A 17,875-nucleotide genomic window follows, 5' to 3' on the forward strand; every position below is an offset into this window, starting at 1 on the left:
GCCAATCGAGGTATCCACAGGCTCGGAGAGCCTTCCCAGCTTTCTCCAAGTTCGCTTGTTACTGTCGAAGAGACCGTGCCTATATGCAACAGGAGAAGTGAATGAAAAGCACCGAAGGAACGCCCAAGGCGTCCGTCTTGTTGCTGCGTAATTCGCGGACCTATCTGGCCATCGCTGTCATCGCGATCGCAGGATTGGTTTCTGGCGTCGTGGTATCTCAGTCTGCTTCGGCAACTGATTACCCCTCCTGGGCTGACGTGGAAAACGCTCGCGGTAATGAGGCTGCGAAGACGGCACAGATTGCTCAGATTCAAGGCCTCATCGCCCAGCTCCAAGCGGAGACGGAAGCTGCCATAGCTGAAGCTACGAAAAAGGGTGAAGAATACGGCGTTGCCATGAAGAAGTTCGGCGCAGCCGAACAGACCGCAGGTCAGCTCGAAGCTCAAGCAACGAAGAGCCAGGCAGAAGCAGATGCTGCAGCTGCCCAGGCTGGTCGTCTCGCTGCTCAGTTGTATCGCTCCGGCGGTAGTGATCTCAGCATGAATCTGCTGATGGAGAAGACCTCAGACGGTGCAGACAAACTCCTGAGCAAGCTCGGCAGTATGAGTAAGCTCGCGGAACGATCGAACGCCATTTATGCCACCGCCCAGACAGCACAGAACGAGGCTGCTTCGCTGTCGAAGCAGGCCAAGGTTGCTCTCAAGGCACGTGATGAACTTCGTGCACAAGCTGAGGCAGCTTTCACCGCTGCAACTGCTGCACAGGAAGCTGCTCAGGCAAAACTAACCGAGAGCGAAAACCAGCAGATGATCATGCAAGCTCAGCTTGCTGCGCTGCAAGACGCCACCGCGGCAACGGTTGCTGGCTATGAGGCGGGTGTTGCCGAGGCTGCACGTATCGCTGCTGAGCGCGCAGCTGCTGAAGCAGCGGCACGAGGCATTTCCGTTTCGGGTGCAGGGTGGACCCACCCGGTTCCCAATGGATACATCTCGAGCTCGTGGGGTCCTCGCGATAACTTCTACATTCCCGGTGTGGGCTGGACTGGTTCCTTCCACAACGCAACAGACCTTGCCGCGGGCTGTGGCTCACCAATCTATGCCGCCTCTGGTGGTCGCGTGACCTATGCCGGCGCAATCGGTGGCGGTTACGGCTACATGGTGGAGATTAACCACGGTGGTGGTATTCGTACTCGCTACGGCCACGTCACCTCGGGTGGCATTGAAGTTGGCTATGGCGACACCGTCGGCCCAGGAACACTTATTGCTCGTGTGGGTGCTACGGGTCTGGCCACCGGTTGCCACGTTCACTTCGAGGTGCACGACAGCCCCGCCTTCAACGGTATTGACCCCGAGCCCTTCATGGCAGACCGAGGCGCTCCGCTCTAAAGATTCGTCGTAACACAAAGAACCCCCGCTCAACAGTGAACTGCTCCCCAAAAGTTGGACTGATTAATCAGTATCCAATTTCTGGGGAGTATTTCTTTGCAACCAAATAGTTCACTCACAACACCTCAACGAGAACAGCTCGTTGATCTCTTCGAAACCGGCTTCGGTTATGTTGCCGCCGCTAACCGTTTAGGTTTCTCCGTTGACGCCTCGAAACAGTTCCATCGCAAGTGGATGCTTCATGGCAGGCTTTGTCTTATGCAAAGCAAAACCAAAAGTACTTTCTCTTTTGAAATCAAAAAAGAAGTAGTCGAACGTTTTCTTGCCGGTGCGACAAAGATGGAACTCGCGGCAGAGTTTCAGTTAAGTTCTGTTCAGCTTGTGACCGCATGGGCTCGTCAATGGCGAGCAGGCGGTGATGAGGCGTTGATGCCCAAACCTAAGGGCAGGCCTTTTGGTTCGGTTCAAAACCAGGAAGTTTCCAGCGAAGAAGACCGGCTGCGCCAACAAGTTAAACGCCTTGAAGCAGAGAACGCGTATCTAAAAAAATTGCGGGACTTGAGGAACCAAGGACACGCCTAAAGGTCCAGGTGATTTCCTCCCTCAAGTCCGATCACGCCCTTGACGATCTCCTCGCCGCAGCGCAGATGGCAAGGTCGACCTTATTATTACCACCTCGCCCGGCTTGATGCGCCTGACCGGCATGCCTTCCTCAAAGCAGTCATCGTCACAGTCTTCTTCGCAAAAAAGAGACGATATGGCCATCGCAGAATCTGGCTGCATCTAACTCAACATGGTTGGCAAGTGGGGAAGAAGCTGGTTTATAAACTCATGAAACAGTTAGGCCTGAAATCGAAAGTGCGCATCAAACGCAAATACAACTCCTATCAAGGCACGATTTCTCATATCGCAGCGAACCATCTCAACAGAGAATTCGACGCAACAGCACCAAACCAGAAATGGGTCAGTGACGTGAGCGAATTCCGGGTGGGAAACCAGAAAGTGTATCTCTCAGCGATCTATGACCTGTTCGATCATGCAATCGTGAGCTTCAAAACAGGAACCTCACCGAATACCGGATTGACGTCACGGAGCCTGAAAGACGCGTTTGAACGTGAACAACCAGCTGCCGGACTACTCGTTCACACAGATCAAGGATTCCACTACCAACACCACTCGTGGCGTGAACTGTTGGAAGAACATGGCGCTATCCAATCCATGTCCCGCAAAGCAAACTGTTATGACAACGCCCTGATCGAGAACTTCTTCGGACACCTCAAAACAGAAATGTTCCATGGTGAAAGATTCAACACCGTCAACGAACTCATCGAAGAAATTGAGGAATACATCGATTGGTATAACAGAGATCGTCTACAAGAACGACTGAAGGGCATGACCCCGATGCAATATCGGAACCATGCCCTTCAGTTAGAAGCCGCCTAGGATTTAACCTGTCCAACTTTCGGGGGACAGTTCATCACCAGAGCGGGGGTTCTTTCGTGGTCTGTGTGCCTAGTGGCCTTCAGCCTTGAGGCGAGCGAAACCGTCAACGACGATCTGCTCGGCTTCAGCTGCGTTGCCCCAGCCCTCAACGTTGACAAACTTGCCAGGCTCGAGGTCCTTGTAACGCTTGAAGAAGTGGTCGATCTCGTTCTTGGTCTGCTCAGGAACATCGTCGATGTCCTGGATGTGAGCCCAACGAGGGTCCTTAGCTGGAACGCAGATGACCTTGGCATCTGATCCAGCCTCGTCACTCATGTTGAGAACGCCGACGGGGCGGACCTTGACGCCCACTCCGGGGAACACGGGGTACTCAAGAAGAACGAGAGCGTCAACGGGGTCACCGTCGAGACCGAGAGTGTTCTCGAAGTAGCCATAGTCGGTGGGGTAAACGAAAGTGGTGAACAGCACGCGGTCCAAGTAGACGCGACCAGTTTCGTGGTCAACTTCATACTTGTTACGGCTTCCCTTGGGAATTTCAACGACGACGTCGTAAGCGGCCACGAGGGGCTCCTTCACGGTTGAGATGAATACCTCATAAGGTTACTTGATGATGACCGAACGTCCCCGACTCACGCCAGCTATGGCTGACGTTCGTCGTGCCATTCGCGAGAACCTCTCGGACCTCACTCCCGATGCTGTCGTACTGGTGGCACTCAGTGGCGGACCTGACTCTCTTGCACTGGCCGCCGGTTTAGCCTTTGAGGCGCCTCGTGCGGGGCTTCTTGCCGGGGCCGTGATTGTCGATCACGGGCTGCAAGAAGGTTCACATGTTGTCGCTGAGAACGCCGCAGCCCAGGCTCGTGAGCTGGGACTAGACCCGGTGATTATCCGCAGAGTGAAAGTTGTTCCAGCTGCGGGGCCAGAGGCAGATGCCCGCATAGCCCGTTATGAGGCCTTGGATTCTGTGGCCAGGGAACTCGGTGCTGTTGCCATCCTGTTGGGTCACACTCTGGATGATCAGGCTGAGACTGTGCTCTTGGGGTTGACCCGAGGATCCGGGGCAACAAGCCTGGCCGGAATGAGTGACATCAACGGTATCTATCGCAGACCGCTGCTGGGCATTCGCCGAGCACAGACGGTGGCGGCGTGTGAAGACCAGGGACTCACACCCTGGAATGACCCCCACAACCAAGACGCCAGTTACACCCGTGTGCGGATTCGTCACGAGGTCATGCCTGTGCTGGAAAACCAACTCGGTCCTGGAGTTGCTGAAGCATTGGCCCGAACCGCAGAGCAGTTCAAGCAAGACTCCGCCGTGCTGGACGCGCTGACTTCCGAGATTATGCCCACCGTGTTCACACCCGTGCTGGGTGAAACTGCCCAGTCGGTGCAGGCAACACTGGATGTCACTGCGTTGACGGGCTTGCCTCTAGCTATTCTCAATCGCGTCATTCGCCGGGCTGCTTTGGACGTCTTTGGGTCGAGTTTGAGCTCGGTTCACACCAATGCCGTTGCTCGTCTGATTACCGATTGGCATGGACAGGGAGAAGTTCACGTTCCCGGTATTAGAGTTGAGCGACAAGGTGCTCAGCTTGTTCTGACTGCATCATCGTCCACACCCACCGAGGCCTAGTCTCACCAGCACAAAAGGATCGCACGCATGGAGTTGCGCGACGTCGAATCAGACATCACCGAAATTCTTTTCTCAGAAGAGCAGATCCAGGGTCGCCTGGCAGAACTCGCTCGCGAGATTGAGCGCGACTACGAAGGTAAAGATGTTCTCATCATTGCCGTGCTCAAGGGTGCTGTCATGGTTCTCAGTGACCTCGTGCGTGAACTGAAGTTCCACGCTCACATCGACTTCATGGCTGTGTCTTCCTACGGTTCCAGCACCAAGTCCTCCGGTGTTGTGCGCATCGTGAAGGACTTGGACGCAGAAATTGCAGGCCGCCACGTGCTCATTGTGGAAGACATCATCGACTCTGGTTTGACCCTGAACTGGCTCATTGGAAACCTGGAATCGCGCGGCCCCGCATCGATCGAGGTGGTGGCCATGTTCCGCAAGCCCGAAGCAATCAAAGAGCCAGTAGACGTCAAATATGTCGGTTATGACATTCCCAACGCATTCGTGGTGGGTTACGGCCTCGACTACAACGAGGACTACCGCAACGTTCGCGGTCTTGCAGTGCTGTCCCCTCACGTCTATGGCGGGGAAGACCCTCACGCCTAAAGTTCTGGGTTAACTCCCATTCCGCCCTCGGCAAACACCAAGCGGGCATAGCGTCTAGACCGATACCCTGAGAAGACCATGAAATTGAAGAACCTTCTGCGCGGTCCCCTGCTCTACATCATCGTTGCGGTGATTGCTGTCTGGGTGGGCTCATCCCTCATCTCCATGACCGGCTACCAAGCCATCAGCACTGACGATGGTCTGACCTTCCTCAAAGAGAACAAGGTTGCGAGCGCAACCATTGTCGACATTGAGCAGCGCGTTGACCTCAAGCTCAAGAAGGCCGACGACAAGTACGGCACCGACGTGCAGTTCTTCTATGTCGCCCCTCGTGGTGTTCAGGTTGTGGATGCAGTCAACGCCTCATCTTTGACCGACGGCTTCAACGATGAGGTGCCCAAGGAGAACTGGTTCCTTAGCATGCTGGGAATCTTCTTGCCCGTGCTTCTGATCGGTGCGTTCTTCTGGTTCATGCTTTCTTCCATGCAGGGAGGTGGCCGTGGTGTGATGCAGTTTGGTAAGTCCAAGGCCAAGCTTGTCACCAAGGAAACTCCCACCGTCACCTTTGCTGACGTTGCTGGTGCAAACGAAGCTGTTGAAGAACTTTCTGAAATCGTCGACTTCCTCAAGGAGCCCGCTCGCTTCCTCGCGGTAGGTGCACGTATTCCTCGCGGTGTGCTGCTCTATGGCCCTCCCGGAACAGGTAAGACTCTGCTCGCCCGTGCCGTTGCAGGTGAAGCTGGCGTTCCCTTCTACTCGATTTCTGGTTCTGACTTCGTAGAGATGTTTGTCGGTGTCGGTGCAAGCCGTGTGCGTGACCTCTTCGAACAAGCAAAGCAGAACGCTCCTGCGATCATCTTCATCGATGAAATCGATGCTGTCGGCCGTCACCGTGGTGCCGGTATGGGTGGTGGCCACGATGAACGTGAGCAGACCCTCAACCAGATGCTGGTGGAGATGGACGGCTTCGACGTTAAGACCAACGTGATCCTTATCGCTGCAACCAACCGTCCCGACATTCTGGACCCTGCCCTTCTGCGCCCTGGTCGTTTTGACCGCCAGATTGGTGTGGACGCTCCAGACATGGAAGGCCGCAAGAAGATTCTTGAAGTTCACGCCAAGGGCAAGCCCATGGCAAAGAACGTGGACCTCGAAGTTGTCGCACGCAAGACTCCCGGTTTCACCGGTGCTGATCTGGCCAACGTTCTCAATGAAGCAGCATTGCTGACTGCGCGTTCGAACGCACAACTGATCGACAACCGTGCACTGGATGAGTCCATTGACCGCGTTATCGCTGGACCTCAGCGTCGCAGCCGTGTGATGAAGGATCAGGAAAAGCTCATCACCGCGTATCACGAAGGTGGTCACGCGCTCGCTGCAGCGGCAATGAACTTCTCTGACCCTGTGACCAAGGTCACCATTCTTCCTCGTGGTCGTGCCCTCGGATACACCATGGTGCTTCCACTGGAAGATAAGTACTCGGTCACCCGTAATGAACTCCTCGACCAGCTCACCTATGCCATGGGTGGTCGCGTTGCTGAGGAGATCGTGTTCCACGACCCCACCACCGGCGCATCGAACGACATCGAGAAGGCAACCAGCATTGCTCGCAAGATGGTCACCGAATACGGCATGAGCTCCACTGTGGGTTCGGTCAAACTCGGCGGCGCATCCGGCGAAATGTTCTTGGGCCGCGACATGGGTCACCAGCGTGACTACTCCGAGCAGATGGCAGAGCACGTGGATAAGGAAATCCGCGCACTCATCGAGAACGCTCACACCGAAGCATGGAAGGTTCTCAACTCCAACCGCAAGGTGCTCGACCGCCTGGCTACAGAACTGCTCGAGAAGGAAACTCTCGATCACAACCAGCTGGCTGAAATCTTCAAGGACGTGAAGAAGCTTCCTCTTCGTAAGCAGTGGCTCTCCAGCAACGAGCGTCCCGTTTCGAAGCTTCCACCCGTCAAGGTTCCTGCCAAGAAGGCAGCAGCCAAGACTGAAGTAAAGAAGCCTGTTGCGAAGAAGCCCGTCGCCAAGAAAGCTCCAGCTAAGGCAGCGGCAGAGCCTGCTACACAGAAGCCAGCTCCCAAGGCATAAACATGGCTATCGACCGGGCTCGAATTGAGGCGGCCGTCGTCGAACTCCTTCACGCGATTGGTGAAGATCCGACGAAGGCCAACTTCTCATCGACCCCGGTACGTGTCGCCGAAGCCTATGCCGAGTTCTTTGCCGGTGTTGGTCAGGACCCACTCGAGCATTTGCGTGAGAGTGTTCCCATCGACCAACTCTCCGATGCGGTTGTGGTCACCGACATCACCGTTCGGTCGATGTGTGAACACCACCTGCTTCCCTTCTTGGGTGTTGCCCACGTCGCTTACCTCCCTGGCGACCGCGTAGTTGGCCTGGGTAAATTGCCTCGTGTGGTGAACACCTTGGCTGCTCGCCCCCAGATGCAAGAGAGCTTGACCGAGCAAATCGCTGACGCGCTCGTGGAGGGTCTCGACCCCCGCGGTGTGCTGGTGGTTGTCGAAGCTCGGCACCAGTGCGTGGCCGCTCGTGGTGTGGAGCAGACAAATAGTCGCACCATCACCATCGCGTCACGTGGTGAACTCACTGAGCCTGCGGCACGTGCAGAAATCATGACTCTTATTGGTGCGTCACGTGGTGAGGAAAGTCATGACTGAGCACCGCACCAAAATCATGGGCATCCTCAACGTCACGGTTGACTCGTTCAGTGACGGTGGAAAATACCTCGACACTGACTCCGCTGTGAAGCACGGCATTGCCATGATGGAGCAGGGTGCCGACATTATCGACATTGGTGGTGAATCCACCCGTCCCGGTGCACAACGTGTCTCGGTCGAAGAGGAACAACTTCGAGTTCTTCCCGTGATTGGTTCCCTCGTTCGTGCTGGTGCTGTCGTGAGTATCGACACTATGAATGCGGCTACTGCCATCCTTGCCATCGAGCGCGGGGCGCAATATGTCAACGACGTTTCTGGTGGTCTCGCAGATTTCTTCATGCCGAAGGTTGTGGCCCAGTCTGATGCCACCTTCATTGCCAGCCATTGGCGTGGACACTCGGTCGATATGGACAACAAGGCGCTCTATAAAGATGCCCCTACTGACATCACGCGAGAGCTCAGTGAACGCGTGGAAGCACTCCTTGCCGAAGGCATGAGGCCAGAGAAGCTCATCCTGGATCCAGGCCTGGGCTTTGCGAAGAACTCAGAACACAACTGGCAGATGCTCGGCCGCCTCGACGAACTGCAGGCACTGGGTTATCCGCTTCTGATTGGGGCATCGCGTAAGCGATTCCTTGCCTCGTTACTGCCCGAAGATGCCACGGTCGAAGACCGTGACTCTGCCAGCGTTGCGGTCAGCGTTCTCGCTGCTCAAGCTGGGGTCTGGGCAGTTCGCGTGCATGATGTTGCGCGTACGGCAGGTGCTTTGCGCGTGCTGGAGTCGTGGAACAAGGGTGCCCGTGAGTAAGGACCGCATCACTCTGACGGGTCTGCGTGTTCAGGCCAACCATGGGGTGTTTGATTTCGAGCGCGCTAACGGGCAGCTCTTTGTCATTGATGTCACAGCATGGCTGGATCTTTCACCTGCCGCACTCAGTGATGACCTGGCCAACACCGTTCACTACGGCGAGCTGGCTGAAGAAGTCGTCGCGGCGGTGGCGAATGATCCTGTGGATCTCATCGAGACCGTTGCTGAACGTGTGGCACAGGTTGTCTTGGCGCACGCACCCGTTCAGAAGGTTGAAGTGACTGTTCACAAACCCCAGGCTCCGATCAGCGTGGAGTTCGCTGATGTTGCTGTCACGATTGAACGCAGCCGCTAATGGATGCTCCACGCAGAAACGCCATTATCGCGTTCGGATCGAACCTCGGTGACCGTGTGGCAACCATCAAGCAGGCTGCCAACGAAGTGGCAGATCTTGGTGGCACTGTTCTGCTCAAACTGTCCCCACTTTATGAATCAGCTGCCGTGAAGCCAGAGGGTGTGGATCTGGATGCTCCCGAATATCTCAATGCGGTGGCACTGATTAGTACAGACCTCCCCCCAGAGGCTTTGCTTACTGAGCTCAACGGCATCGAACAAGACCACGGCCGTGAACGCCACGAACGCTGGGGCGATCGCACCCTTGACCTCGACATCATCTGGATGGATGGTGTTGAGATGGAAACCGAACGTCTCACCATTCCTCACCCCCGAGCTTTCGAGCGCTCTTTCGTGGTGGTGCCCTGGAACGATGTTCAACCGAATGCGGTTGTTCTACCCCACGGGGAGATTGCTGCACTTGCAGAGAAGTTCAGCAATGAACTGCACCGCTTCGAGGTGAGCGCATGAAGCGCACTACCCCCGCACCGCTGATTGGCCTCTTTCTCATTGGCGGCGTTGCTGCCTATTTGCTGGAACTCATTGTGCAGTCACGCGGCGGATTTATTTATGTTCCGCCGCTGTCTTTGGCATTCACCTTGTTCGTCGTGGCCATTGCCGTCGTTCTCATGGCAATTCCCATTCGTCGCTGGGTTACCGGCAAGCGCAAAGAACCCATTGATGGGTTGTATGCCTCGCGGGTTGTGGCATTGGCCAAGGCCAGCAGCTACTCAGGCTCTCTCTTGCTGGGTCTGGGTGCTGGTGTGATTGTCTATCTTTTCGGTCGCCCCATTGCTCCTAGTGGCGCAATCTTGACGAACGTCATCGCTCAGCTTGGTGCTGCAGCATTGCTCATTGTTGCCGGACTGATTGCCGAATGGTTGTGTGTTCTGCCTCCAGATGATCTGGACAAGAACGACAAGGAGGTGGCCGGTGAACCAGCAGCGTGACGGTCGCCTCGGCATCGGCATTATTGGCGCAGGCAAGGTGGGCCCCATCTTGGGCGCTGCTCTTGCCGGTGCAGGGCACGCGCTGGTCGGCATCTCTGCCATCTCAGAAGAAAGCAAAGAACGAGCCCAGGCCATCCTTCCTGATGTCCCTGTGCTCGAAGTTCCCCGCATTGTGGAACTGAGTGAACTTGTTCTTATTGCCGTTCCCGATGAGGAGCTGCCTGACTTGGTCAACGGTCTTGCTGTTGCCGGAGTGTGGCAACCAGGACAGATCGTGCTGCACACCTCTGCCGCCTATGGAGTTGAGGTGCTGCACCCTGCCGTGTTGGCAGGAGTGATTCCTCTGGCTCTTCACCCCGCCATGGCGTTCACGGGAACCAGTATGGACATTGCTCGTCTTGCCGATTGCTATATCGCGGTTACCGCACCGGCCCCTGTCCTACCGATTGGGCAAGCACTCGCGGTGGAAATGGGCGGAGAGCCTGTAGTCATCTCCGAAGCACAGCGCCCGCAATATGCCGAGGCAATTGCCACAGCGTCACAGTTCTCAGCAGCAATTGTGGACCAGGCAACCAACCTGCTTGGTGAGATCGGGATTGAGAACCCGGGCCGTATTGTTGCTCCGTTGATTCGTTCTGCTGTCGACAACGCTCTTGGCCAAGCAGGTGACGCGTCGCGTCTGGGCTTCACAGGACTCGACGACTAATCATGAGTGCACCGCAGGTTTGCCACACCGTCGCCGAGATGACGGCCCTTCGTGAGCAGTTAAGCGCCGAAGGCAAGACGCTGGCACTCGTCCCCACCATGGGTGCGCTGCACGCCGGGCACTTAGCTCTGGTTGCACGGGCCCGAGAGTTGGCAGATGTTGTCGTGGTGTCGATCTTTGTGAACCCGTTGCAGTTCGGGGCCGGGGAAGACTTCGACCGCTATCCCCGCACGCTCGACGTTGATGTTGCTGCACTTGCTGGGCATGCAGATTATGTGTTTGCTCCAGCGGCAGAAGAGGTTTATCCCGAACGTGTGGGTGGACCTGCAGTTCCTGCACAAAAAGCTGGTTCGGTGGGGGACACCTTCGAAGGCGCAAGCAGACCTGGCCACTTTGACGGTGTGCTCACGGTCGTGGCACGACTGTTCGACATTGTGAAGCCCGATGTTGCTGTCTTTGGTCAAAAGGATGCGCAACAGGTGTTCTTGGTGCGCGAGCTCATTCAGAAGCTGGGCTTGCCCATCCAACTGGATGTCTTGCACACCATTCGCGAAGCAGATGGTTTGGCACTCTCCAGTAGAAACCGCTATCTCAGCGAAGAAGAGCGCCAGGCGGCATTGGCATTGCCCCATGCTCTGCTTGCCGTGGCTCATGAAGCACAGCATGGAAATGCTGCGTCGGTCCGTGAGGTTGGCAGGAGCGTTTTTGAGAAGTATCCGCTGGTTAGACTTGATTATCTCGACCTTGTCGATCCCACAAACTTTCAGCGCGTGAGTGACGACTACCAGGGACCTGCCACAGTTGTGGTGGCCGCGGTAGTGGGAACCACACGACTTATCGATACCGAAAACCTTGAGAGACTCCACGCATGAGTGAGAACACCGCACCAGAGCCCGAACTGACCGAAGCTGAAGTCAGTGAGCAGAAAGCCGTTCGCCTGGCTAAGCGTGATCGACTCAACGAACTTGGTCTTGAGGCATACCCCGTTGCCCTTCCCATCACCGACACCATTCCTGCCGTTCGTGCACGCTTCGGTGACCTGGAAGCAGATGCCACCACCGGTGTGACCGTGGGACTTGCTGGTCGTATTGTTCACCTGCGCAACACTGGCAAGCTGTGCTTTGCCAGTTTGCAGTCAGGTGATGGTTCCCGCATCCAGGCCATGGTCTCTCTGGCCGAGGTGGGCGAAGAGAACCTTGAACTCTGGAAAGACCTGGTTGACCTCGGTGACCACCTGTACGTTTCTGGTGAAGTGATTTCTAGCCGCCGCGGTGAGCTCTCCGTCATGGTGAAGGAATGGAAGATGGCAGCCAAGGCTGTGCTTCCTCTTCCCAACATGCACAACGAGCTCAACGAAGAAACCCGTGTTCGTTCCCGCTACCTCGACCTCATCGTTCGCGAACAGGCTCGGAAGAACGTCTTTGCTCGTGCGAAGACCATGGCGTCATTGCGAAACACCTTCACGCAGCTCGACTTCATTGAGGTTGAGACCCCCATGCTTCAGGTCATGCACGGTGGTGCTTCTGCACGCCCCTTCGTGACCCACTCCAACGCCTTCGACATGGAGCTCTTCCTGCGCATTGCACCTGAGCTTTACTTGAAGCGTGCACTGGTCGGTGGCATCGAGCGAGTGTTCGAAATCAACCGCAACTTCCGCAATGAAGGTGCTGACAGCACGCACTCTCCTGAGTTCGCCATGCTCGAAGCCTATGAAGCATATGGCGACTACAACTCCATCGCTGACCTGACCCAGAAGCTCATTCAGGACGCCGCTCTTGCCGTTGCTGGCAGCCATGTCGTGACCTGGGCAGATGGCACAGAGTTTGATTTGGGCGGTGAATGGGATCGCATCAGCATGTATCACTCGCTGAGCGAAGCAGCGGGTGTGGAGATCACTCCTGCAACTTCCGTTGCAGACCTGCAGGCCCTAGCCAACAAGGAAGGCGTGGAAGTTCACCTCGCCAACCACGGCAAGCTGGTGGAAGAACTGTGGGAGCACTTCGTCAAGGACGGGCTCACTCGTCCCACCTTCGTGATGGACTTCCCGGTTGAGACCAGCCCACTCGTGAAGGAACACCGTTCCATTCCTGGTGTGGTGGAGAAGTGGGACCTCTACGTCCGCGGCTTCGAACTTGCCACTGGCTACTCCGAACTCAACGACCCCGTCATTCAGCGCGAACGCTTTGTGCAGCAGGCTGCCCTCAGCGCTAAGGGTGACGTCGAAGCAATGCGTTTGGACGAAGACTTCCTCAAGGCACTCGAGCACGCCATGCCACCTGCGGGCGGCATGGGTATGGGTATGGACCGCTTGCTCATGGCCATTACTGGCCTCGGCATCCGCGAGACCATCCTGTTCCCGCTGGTTAAGTAATCAGCTTCCTTCGGTAGTCTGACCCTTATGGACAACTTCTGGCTCAACGCACTCTGGTCGGTCACGCCGACCGTGCTCCTTGGCCTGCTGTTCTGGCTCATTATTCGTTCGATTCTGCGCTCAGACCGCACCGAACGTGAGACCTATGCCCAGATTGAAGCCGAAGAACGAGCAAAGCGCGGACTTCCTGAGGCAGAAAAGAAATGAATCAAGCAGAATTCTCCTTCTGGCTCACCGTTGTTGCATTAGCGGTTGACTTTGTTATTCGTGTCGTCGCCATCATCATTGTTCCTCGCAACCGTCGACCATCCTCTGCCCTGGGCTGGCTGCTCGCTATTTTCTTCATTCCCTATATCGGTGTGATTTTGTTCTTGCTCATCGGTAGTCCACGGCTGGGCCGTAAGCGTCGCCGCCGCCAGCGTGAAATCAACCAGTTCATCTTGGATTCCACTGAAGGATTCGACAAGGTTGCTCATGACAAGTCGTGGCCCGTGTGGCTTGACCGAGTGGTTGAGCTCAACCGCAACTTGGGGGCCATCCCCTTAGTTGGTGGCAACTCAGCCCAGATGCAGATCGACTACGAGAAGAACATTATCGATATCGCAGCGGATATCGATAAGGCACAGAACTTTGTTCACGTTGAGTTTTACATTCTCTCTTCTGACCCCGTCACTGAGCCTGTCTTCCAAGCCATGGAACGCGCTGTGCAGCGAGGTGTTGAAGTGCGCGTGCTCTTTGACCACGTGGCAGCAATGCGCACCGTCGGTTATCGCAAGACCAAGAAGCGCCTTACCGCCATTGGAGTCGACTGGCACCTCATGCTTCCTTTCCTGCCTTTCCAAGGCAAGTATGAGCGCCCTGACCTGCGCAACCACCGCAAGCTCGTCATCATCGACGGCAGCATCGGCTGGATGGGTTCACAGAACCTCATTGATTCCAGCTATCTCAAGAAGTCCAACCTCAAGCGTGGACTGCACTGGAAAGACGCAATGGTTCGCCTGCGCGGACCTATCGTTGCTGGTCTGAACGCCATCTTCATTACCGACTGGTATTCCGAAACAGATGTTCTGCTCACTCGTGAATCAGAACCCATTGTTGCCTTCCACGAAGATCAAACTCTGGACTGCCAGATTGTTCCGTCTGGTCCTGGCTTTGCCTCGGAGAACAACCTACGTTTATTCCTCACGTTGATGTATTCAGCGCAAGAGAAGATCATCATCACCTCCCCCTACTTCGTGCCCGACGAGTCGTTGATGTATGCCATCACCTCGGCCTGCCAGCGCGGTGTTCGAGTCGAACTCTTCGTCTCAGAAATCGGGGACCAAGCACTGGTTTATCACGCACAGCGTTCCTACTATGAAGCACTGCTGCGTGCCGGTGTGGTCATCTGGCTCTACAAAGCACCCACTATCTTGCACTCCAAGCACATGTCGATCGATGACGAAGTTGCCGTCATTGGTTCGTCCAACATGGACATGCGTTCCTTCTCGCTGAACCTGGAGGTTTCCCTCATGGTTCGAGGCGCCAGCTTCGTCAAGCAGATGCGTGACGTGGAGGACGCCTATCGCGAGATGTCTCGTGCACTCACTCTGGAAGAGTGGAAGAAGCAGCCCCTGCGCTCAACCGTTCTTGACGGTCTTGCTCGACTCACCTCCTCACTCCAGTAGTTAGGCTCGATCCATGGCATACGACGCAGCATCTACTCGCTACGACATCATGAACTTCCGCCGCAGCGGGAAGTCTGGACTGAAGCTTCCTGAGATTTCTTTGGGCCTCTGGCACAACTTCGGTGACGAAGGCTCTCTCAAAAACCAGCGCGCCATTCTTCGACGCGCATTCGACATGGGCGTGACCCACTTCGACCTAGCGAACAACTACGGCGTCCCAGCCGGTTCTGCTGAGTCCCACTTCGGCGACGTGCTCGCGTCCGACTTCAAGCCCTACCGCGACGAGATGGTTATCTCCTCCAAGGCGGGGTATTTCATGTGGGACGGCCCCTATGGCGAGTGGGGATCGCGCAAGTATCTCATCTCGTCACTGGATCAGAGCCTGAAGCGCATGGGTCTCGACTACGTCGACATCTTCTACTCGCACCGACCCGACCCCAACACTCCTATTGAGGAGACCATGGGAGCACTGGCTTCGGTCGTGCAACAGGGCAAGGCGCTCTATGTTGGAATCTCGTCCTACACACCAGAACAGACCCTCGCGGCGAAGAAGGAACTCGATCGCCTCGGTGTTCCTCTGCTGATCCACCAGCCTCGCTATTCCATGTTTGATCGCACCATCGAACGCTCCGGTTTGCTCTACACCCTCGACGAGATTGGTGCGGGCTGCATTGTCTTTTCGCCACTCTCGCAAGGCATGCTCACCGATCGCTATCTCAAGGGAATCCCAAAAGATTCGCGTGCTGCCCTCGGCGTTCACCTCGGCGAGGAGCGCATCAACGAGGTTTATCTTGAGCGCGTCCGCGGCCTCTCGGCAATCGCCGAGGCGCGCGGCCAGACGCTCGCTCAGATGGCACTGCTGTGGACACTGCGCAACCCCGGAGTCACCTCAGCACTCATTGGCGCCTCCTCGGTGAAGCAGCTTGAAGACAATATCGCTGCTATTCACGGCCCCGACTTTGAACCTGAAGAGCTTGAGGCCATCGACGTCTTTGCCGTGCACGGAACAGACAGCGGTTCCCACAGAAAGAGTTAGTTACTCGCCGATATCGGCGGGAGTTCCACCGGTCATACGAACCAGTTCGCTGAAAGTGGTTTGGTAGACATACGCAGGGTGACCACCCGCGGACCAGATGGTGTCGTATTGAGCCAGGTCGTTATCAACCAGGGTGGGAAGCTCGGTGGCGAGCCCCACGGGTGAGACCCCGCCAATGACATAACCGGTGGCAGCACGAACGTCATCTGCATTGGCTTTGGTGATCTTCTTACCGCCGAATGCTGCTGAGACCTTCTCGGTGTCCACGCGGTGACCGCCGGAGCTCATCACGAGCACGGGTTCACCATCGGCGAGGAACACTAACGAGTTGGCAATCTGGCCACGGGTGATGCCCAGGCCTTCGGCAGCTGCTTGGGCGGTGTGAGCATTGTCGTCGAGGCGAACAACATCTCCTTCCGCGCCGTGCTCTTTCAGAGCTGCGCGGAAACGTTCAACGGAGTCGGGGTGTGCAATCTCGGTCATCAGGATTTTCTCCAGTTAGGGCTTCTTCTTGGGTTTGGGAACAGGCAGGGCAGCCCAAGTCAGATCGAGTAATTCATGCATCCACTCTGCATCAGAAAACTTCTCCACCGGAATCACTAAGTGTTCTTTAGCTCCGGGGTAGGGAGATGCTTTATCGAGGGAGGGAACAAAGCTCTCACCCGGTTCCGTCGCTTTGAGAAACAGGGTGTTGTCGCAAATCACTCCGACAAACTTGTCCTCGCAGTAAATTCCGTATTCACCAAACATGGGGCGCACGCGCACATTGCGCGCACCAAATGCATCGAGGACGTCCTCGGTGAATTCTTTCGACGTTGCCACGTTAGTGCTCGTGGTCGAGGGTGCTGCTCACCTGCAGTGCCATACGGCCGTGGGTGAAGGCACCACCGGCACGGAGGGCGGCAGCTATCCAGGCAGCTTCGGCAATCTCAGCATCGGTGGCGCCTGCCTTCACGGCACCCTTGGTGTGAGCATCGATGCAGAAAGAACACTGCGTGGTGAATGCCACGCTCAGTGCCATCAACTCACGGAACTTGAGCGGGATAGCGCGGCCTTCTTCAGCGAAGACCGCGTTGTCAAAAGCCACGAAGGCTTCCAGAATGTCTGGAGTTTCCTTCTTATAAATCCGGCCGAACTTGCGGTTCTCGGTTCCGTTATAGAGATCACTCATGGCCTGGGCAACTTTCGTGGTCGGAGTTGAACATGGGGCATTTCAGGAGCAGGGATGACAGTTCCACCGTGCTCTACAGACCCAAAAATACCCTCAGGATTGCCTTCGAGTACAACATCTTCTTGCCATTGGTTTCGGAATTCCACTATTTCGTCGTGGCTACGACCAATGAAGTTCCACCACATCACGAGCTCTTCTTCGAACGGGGTGCCCCCGAGGAGAAGGAGACGTGCTGGCTCATCGCCGATAGTGAGGGTGAGTGAGTCGATGCCGGGCTCAACATAGGCAAGCTGGTCTTTCTCAGCGAGCTCGCCATTGACCTCAACTGATCCCGAGTCCACCAAGATGCCGTGTTCGAAGGTGGTGTTCACGGGAATAGTGAAGGTGCTTCCGGCAGGTGCTGTTATCTCAGCACCGAGCAGGGGCGTGAAAGTAGTCGTTGCTGCCGTGACCGTTCCGGTGTCTCCTGTGAGAGAACCCACAAACACAATGAGCTGTGCATCACCAATGGTGGTGCGCGGTGCAATGTGGTGTTCAAAGAAAGGAGGGATGTGACGATCCTTGTCCGCCAAAGCAACCCAGAGCTGAACACCGTGCATCACGGGGACCCTGCCGGTGGAGTGCTCGGCATGGGCAATACCGGTGCCCGCGGTCATCAGATTCACCTGGCCAGGTTCAATGAGCTGGACACTTCCCACGCTGTCACGGTGTTCGACTTCACCCTGGAAAAGCCAGGTCACGGTCTGCAGCCCGGTGTGGGGGTGGGGGCCTAAGTTCATGCCACCGCTGAGCTCAACCTCGTCGGGACCGTAGTGATCCACAAAGCACCATGCCCCAATCGTGCTGCGCTGGCGATTGGGCAAGGTGCGCCTCACGGTCATCGCGCGGAGGCCACCCAAAGGGACGTCGCGGGGAGTGAGGATGCTCATGTTTACAGACTACGTATCTCGGGGAGGATTTATTCCTTTCAACTGCTCGTTCTTCCTCCAGCGAACATGGCCCGTTCTACTCACGCCGTGGGCGAACAGGGG

At 56.2% G+C, this 17,875-nt stretch carries 20 protein-coding genes and 1 pseudogene; 16 read left to right on the top strand and 5 right to left on the bottom strand.

Features of this window, described 5'->3' with window-relative positions:
* The first annotated feature begins 101 nt into the window (after positions 1-101).
* Both AURMO_RS00575 and AURMO_RS08960 read left to right on the top strand, forming a co-directional pair.
* Positions 102-1,385, top strand: a complete 1,284-nt coding sequence (locus tag AURMO_RS00575) for a M23 family metallopeptidase (RefSeq protein WP_110232665.1) — start codon at positions 102-104, stop codon at positions 1,383-1,385.
* 249 nt (positions 1,386-1,634) lie between these two features.
* Positions 1,635-2,828, top strand: a pseudogene (locus AURMO_RS08960) (IS3 family transposase); the annotation flags it as partial.
* Between the two features lie 69 nt (positions 2,829-2,897).
* Here the strand turns inward: AURMO_RS08960 and AURMO_RS00585 are convergent.
* On the bottom strand, positions 2,898-3,389 hold the full coding sequence (locus tag AURMO_RS00585; RefSeq protein ID WP_110232666.1) for an inorganic diphosphatase: 492 nt from the start codon (positions 3,387-3,389) through the stop codon (positions 2,898-2,900).
* Positions 3,390-3,435: 46 nt separating this feature from the next.
* Here AURMO_RS00585 and tilS point away from each other — a divergent pair, with 46 nt between their 5' ends.
* The 14 genes from tilS to AURMO_RS00655 all read left to right on the top strand — a co-directional run bounded on the left by tilS (position 3,436) and on the right by AURMO_RS00655 (position 15,673).
* Complete coding sequence (gene tilS / locus AURMO_RS00590; protein ID WP_110232667.1) at positions 3,436-4,461, top strand: tRNA lysidine(34) synthetase TilS; 1,026 nt, start codon at positions 3,436-3,438, stop codon at positions 4,459-4,461.
* Between the two features lie 27 nt (positions 4,462-4,488).
* Positions 4,489-5,058 (top strand): hypoxanthine phosphoribosyltransferase, encoded by a 570-nt coding sequence (gene hpt, locus AURMO_RS00595; protein ID WP_110232668.1) that lies wholly within the window; start codon positions 4,489-4,491, stop codon positions 5,056-5,058.
* A 78-nt stretch (positions 5,059-5,136) separates the two neighbouring features.
* Positions 5,137-7,155, top strand: coding sequence for an ATP-dependent zinc metalloprotease FtsH (gene ftsH, locus AURMO_RS00600; RefSeq protein WP_110232669.1), 2,019 nt, complete (start codon positions 5,137-5,139; stop codon positions 7,153-7,155).
* Between the two features lie 2 nt (positions 7,156-7,157).
* The gene (gene folE / locus AURMO_RS00605) at positions 7,158-7,742 is read left to right on the top strand and encodes a GTP cyclohydrolase I FolE (RefSeq protein ID WP_110232670.1); all 585 of its coding nucleotides are present in this window, start codon (positions 7,158-7,160) and stop codon (positions 7,740-7,742) included.
* Positions 7,735-8,550, top strand: a complete 816-nt coding sequence (gene folP, locus AURMO_RS00610; RefSeq protein ID WP_239406841.1) for a dihydropteroate synthase — start codon at positions 7,735-7,737, stop codon at positions 8,548-8,550. The genes folE and folP overlap by 8 nt, the downstream gene beginning before the upstream one ends.
* Positions 8,543-8,905 (top strand): dihydroneopterin aldolase, encoded by a 363-nt coding sequence (gene folB, locus AURMO_RS00615; RefSeq protein WP_420807772.1) that lies wholly within the window; start codon positions 8,543-8,545, stop codon positions 8,903-8,905. The genes folP and folB overlap by 8 nt, the downstream gene beginning before the upstream one ends.
* On the top strand, positions 8,905-9,414 hold the full coding sequence (gene folK / locus AURMO_RS00620) for a 2-amino-4-hydroxy-6-hydroxymethyldihydropteridine diphosphokinase (protein ID WP_110232672.1): 510 nt from the start codon (positions 8,905-8,907) through the stop codon (positions 9,412-9,414). Before folB ends, folK begins: the two co-directional genes overlap by 1 nt.
* Complete coding sequence (locus tag AURMO_RS00625) at positions 9,411-9,893, top strand: DUF3180 domain-containing protein (RefSeq protein WP_110232673.1); 483 nt, start codon at positions 9,411-9,413, stop codon at positions 9,891-9,893. The genes folK and AURMO_RS00625 overlap by 4 nt, the downstream gene beginning before the upstream one ends.
* On the top strand, positions 9,877-10,599 hold the full coding sequence (locus AURMO_RS00630) for a Rossmann-like and DUF2520 domain-containing protein (protein ID WP_239406843.1): 723 nt from the start codon (positions 9,877-9,879) through the stop codon (positions 10,597-10,599). Before AURMO_RS00625 ends, AURMO_RS00630 begins: the two co-directional genes overlap by 17 nt.
* Before the next feature lie 2 nt (positions 10,600-10,601).
* Positions 10,602-11,471, top strand: coding sequence for a pantoate--beta-alanine ligase (panC, locus tag AURMO_RS00635; protein WP_110232675.1), 870 nt, complete (start codon positions 10,602-10,604; stop codon positions 11,469-11,471).
* A complete protein-coding gene (gene lysS / locus AURMO_RS00640; RefSeq protein ID WP_110232676.1) occupies positions 11,468-12,970 on the top strand; it encodes a lysine--tRNA ligase in 1,503 nt (500 codons plus the stop codon). Before panC ends, lysS begins: the two co-directional genes overlap by 4 nt.
* Before the next feature lie 27 nt (positions 12,971-12,997).
* Positions 12,998-13,177 carry a hypothetical protein gene (locus AURMO_RS00645; RefSeq protein ID WP_110232677.1) on the top strand — a complete coding sequence of 60 codons (180 nt, stop codon included), beginning with the start codon at positions 12,998-13,000 and terminating at the stop codon, positions 13,175-13,177.
* Positions 13,174-14,637 (top strand): cardiolipin synthase, encoded by a 1,464-nt coding sequence (cls, locus tag AURMO_RS00650; protein WP_110232678.1) that lies wholly within the window; start codon positions 13,174-13,176, stop codon positions 14,635-14,637. The genes AURMO_RS00645 and cls overlap by 4 nt, the downstream gene beginning before the upstream one ends.
* Before the next feature lie 13 nt (positions 14,638-14,650).
* Positions 14,651-15,673, top strand: coding sequence for an aldo/keto reductase (locus tag AURMO_RS00655; RefSeq protein WP_110232679.1), 1,023 nt, complete (start codon positions 14,651-14,653; stop codon positions 15,671-15,673).
* On the opposite strand, the gene AURMO_RS00660 is transcribed toward AURMO_RS00655, so the two are convergent.
* The 4 genes from AURMO_RS00660 to AURMO_RS00675 are packed head-to-tail and all read right to left on the bottom strand — an operon-like array spanning position 15,674 to position 17,773.
* Complete coding sequence (locus AURMO_RS00660; protein ID WP_110232680.1) at positions 15,674-16,156, bottom strand: YbaK/EbsC family protein; 483 nt, start codon at positions 16,154-16,156, stop codon at positions 15,674-15,676.
* Between the two features lie 15 nt (positions 16,157-16,171).
* Positions 16,172-16,495, bottom strand: a complete 324-nt coding sequence (locus AURMO_RS00665; RefSeq protein WP_110232681.1) for a TfoX/Sxy family protein — start codon at positions 16,493-16,495, stop codon at positions 16,172-16,174.
* A 1-nt stretch (position 16,496) separates the two neighbouring features.
* The gene (locus AURMO_RS00670) at positions 16,497-16,844 is read right to left on the bottom strand and encodes a carboxymuconolactone decarboxylase family protein (RefSeq protein WP_110232682.1); all 348 of its coding nucleotides are present in this window, start codon (positions 16,842-16,844) and stop codon (positions 16,497-16,499) included.
* Positions 16,841-17,773 (bottom strand): pirin family protein, encoded by a 933-nt coding sequence (locus AURMO_RS00675; protein WP_110232683.1) that lies wholly within the window; start codon positions 17,771-17,773, stop codon positions 16,841-16,843. Before AURMO_RS00675 ends, AURMO_RS00670 begins: the two co-directional genes overlap by 4 nt.
* Between the last annotated feature and the right edge of the window lie 102 nt (positions 17,774-17,875).

This window comes from Aurantimicrobium photophilum (genome assembly GCF_003194085.1).
Taxonomy (GTDB): domain Bacteria; phylum Actinomycetota; class Actinomycetes; order Actinomycetales; family Microbacteriaceae; genus Aurantimicrobium; species Aurantimicrobium photophilum.

Excerpts from the sequence above, each read along its gene's own strand:
- AURMO_RS00645 (WP_110232677.1), top strand. The coding sequence starts at position 12,998 with ATGGACAACTTCTGGCTCAACGCACTCTGGTCGGTCACGCCGACCGTG.
- AURMO_RS00655 (WP_110232679.1), top strand. The coding sequence starts at position 14,651 with ATGGCATACGACGCAGCATCTACTCGCTACGACATCATGAACTTCCGC.
- folE (WP_110232670.1), top strand. The coding sequence starts at position 7,158 with ATGGCTATCGACCGGGCTCGAATTGAGGCGGCCGTCGTCGAACTCCTT.
- lysS (WP_110232676.1), top strand. The coding sequence starts at position 11,468 with ATGAGTGAGAACACCGCACCAGAGCCCGAACTGACCGAAGCTGAAGTC.
- cls (WP_110232678.1), top strand. The coding sequence starts at position 13,174 with ATGAATCAAGCAGAATTCTCCTTCTGGCTCACCGTTGTTGCATTAGCG.
- AURMO_RS00575 (WP_110232665.1), top strand. The coding sequence starts at position 102 with ATGAAAAGCACCGAAGGAACGCCCAAGGCGTCCGTCTTGTTGCTGCGT.
- AURMO_RS00660 (WP_110232680.1), bottom strand. The coding sequence starts at position 16,156 with ATGACCGAGATTGCACACCCCGACTCCGTTGAACGTTTCCGCGCAGCT.
- AURMO_RS00625 (WP_110232673.1), top strand. The coding sequence starts at position 9,411 with ATGAAGCGCACTACCCCCGCACCGCTGATTGGCCTCTTTCTCATTGGC.
- hpt (WP_110232668.1), top strand. The coding sequence starts at position 4,489 with ATGGAGTTGCGCGACGTCGAATCAGACATCACCGAAATTCTTTTCTCA.
- folP (WP_239406841.1), top strand. The coding sequence starts at position 7,735 with ATGACTGAGCACCGCACCAAAATCATGGGCATCCTCAACGTCACGGTT.
- tilS (WP_110232667.1), top strand. The coding sequence starts at position 3,436 with ATGATGACCGAACGTCCCCGACTCACGCCAGCTATGGCTGACGTTCGT.
- AURMO_RS00670 (WP_110232682.1), bottom strand. The coding sequence starts at position 16,844 with ATGAGTGATCTCTATAACGGAACCGAGAACCGCAAGTTCGGCCGGATT.
- panC (WP_110232675.1), top strand. The coding sequence starts at position 10,602 with ATGAGTGCACCGCAGGTTTGCCACACCGTCGCCGAGATGACGGCCCTT.
- ftsH (WP_110232669.1), top strand. The coding sequence starts at position 5,137 with ATGAAATTGAAGAACCTTCTGCGCGGTCCCCTGCTCTACATCATCGTT.
- folK (WP_110232672.1), top strand. The coding sequence starts at position 8,905 with ATGGATGCTCCACGCAGAAACGCCATTATCGCGTTCGGATCGAACCTC.
- AURMO_RS00675 (WP_110232683.1), bottom strand. The coding sequence starts at position 17,773 with ATGAGCATCCTCACTCCCCGCGACGTCCCTTTGGGTGGCCTCCGCGCG.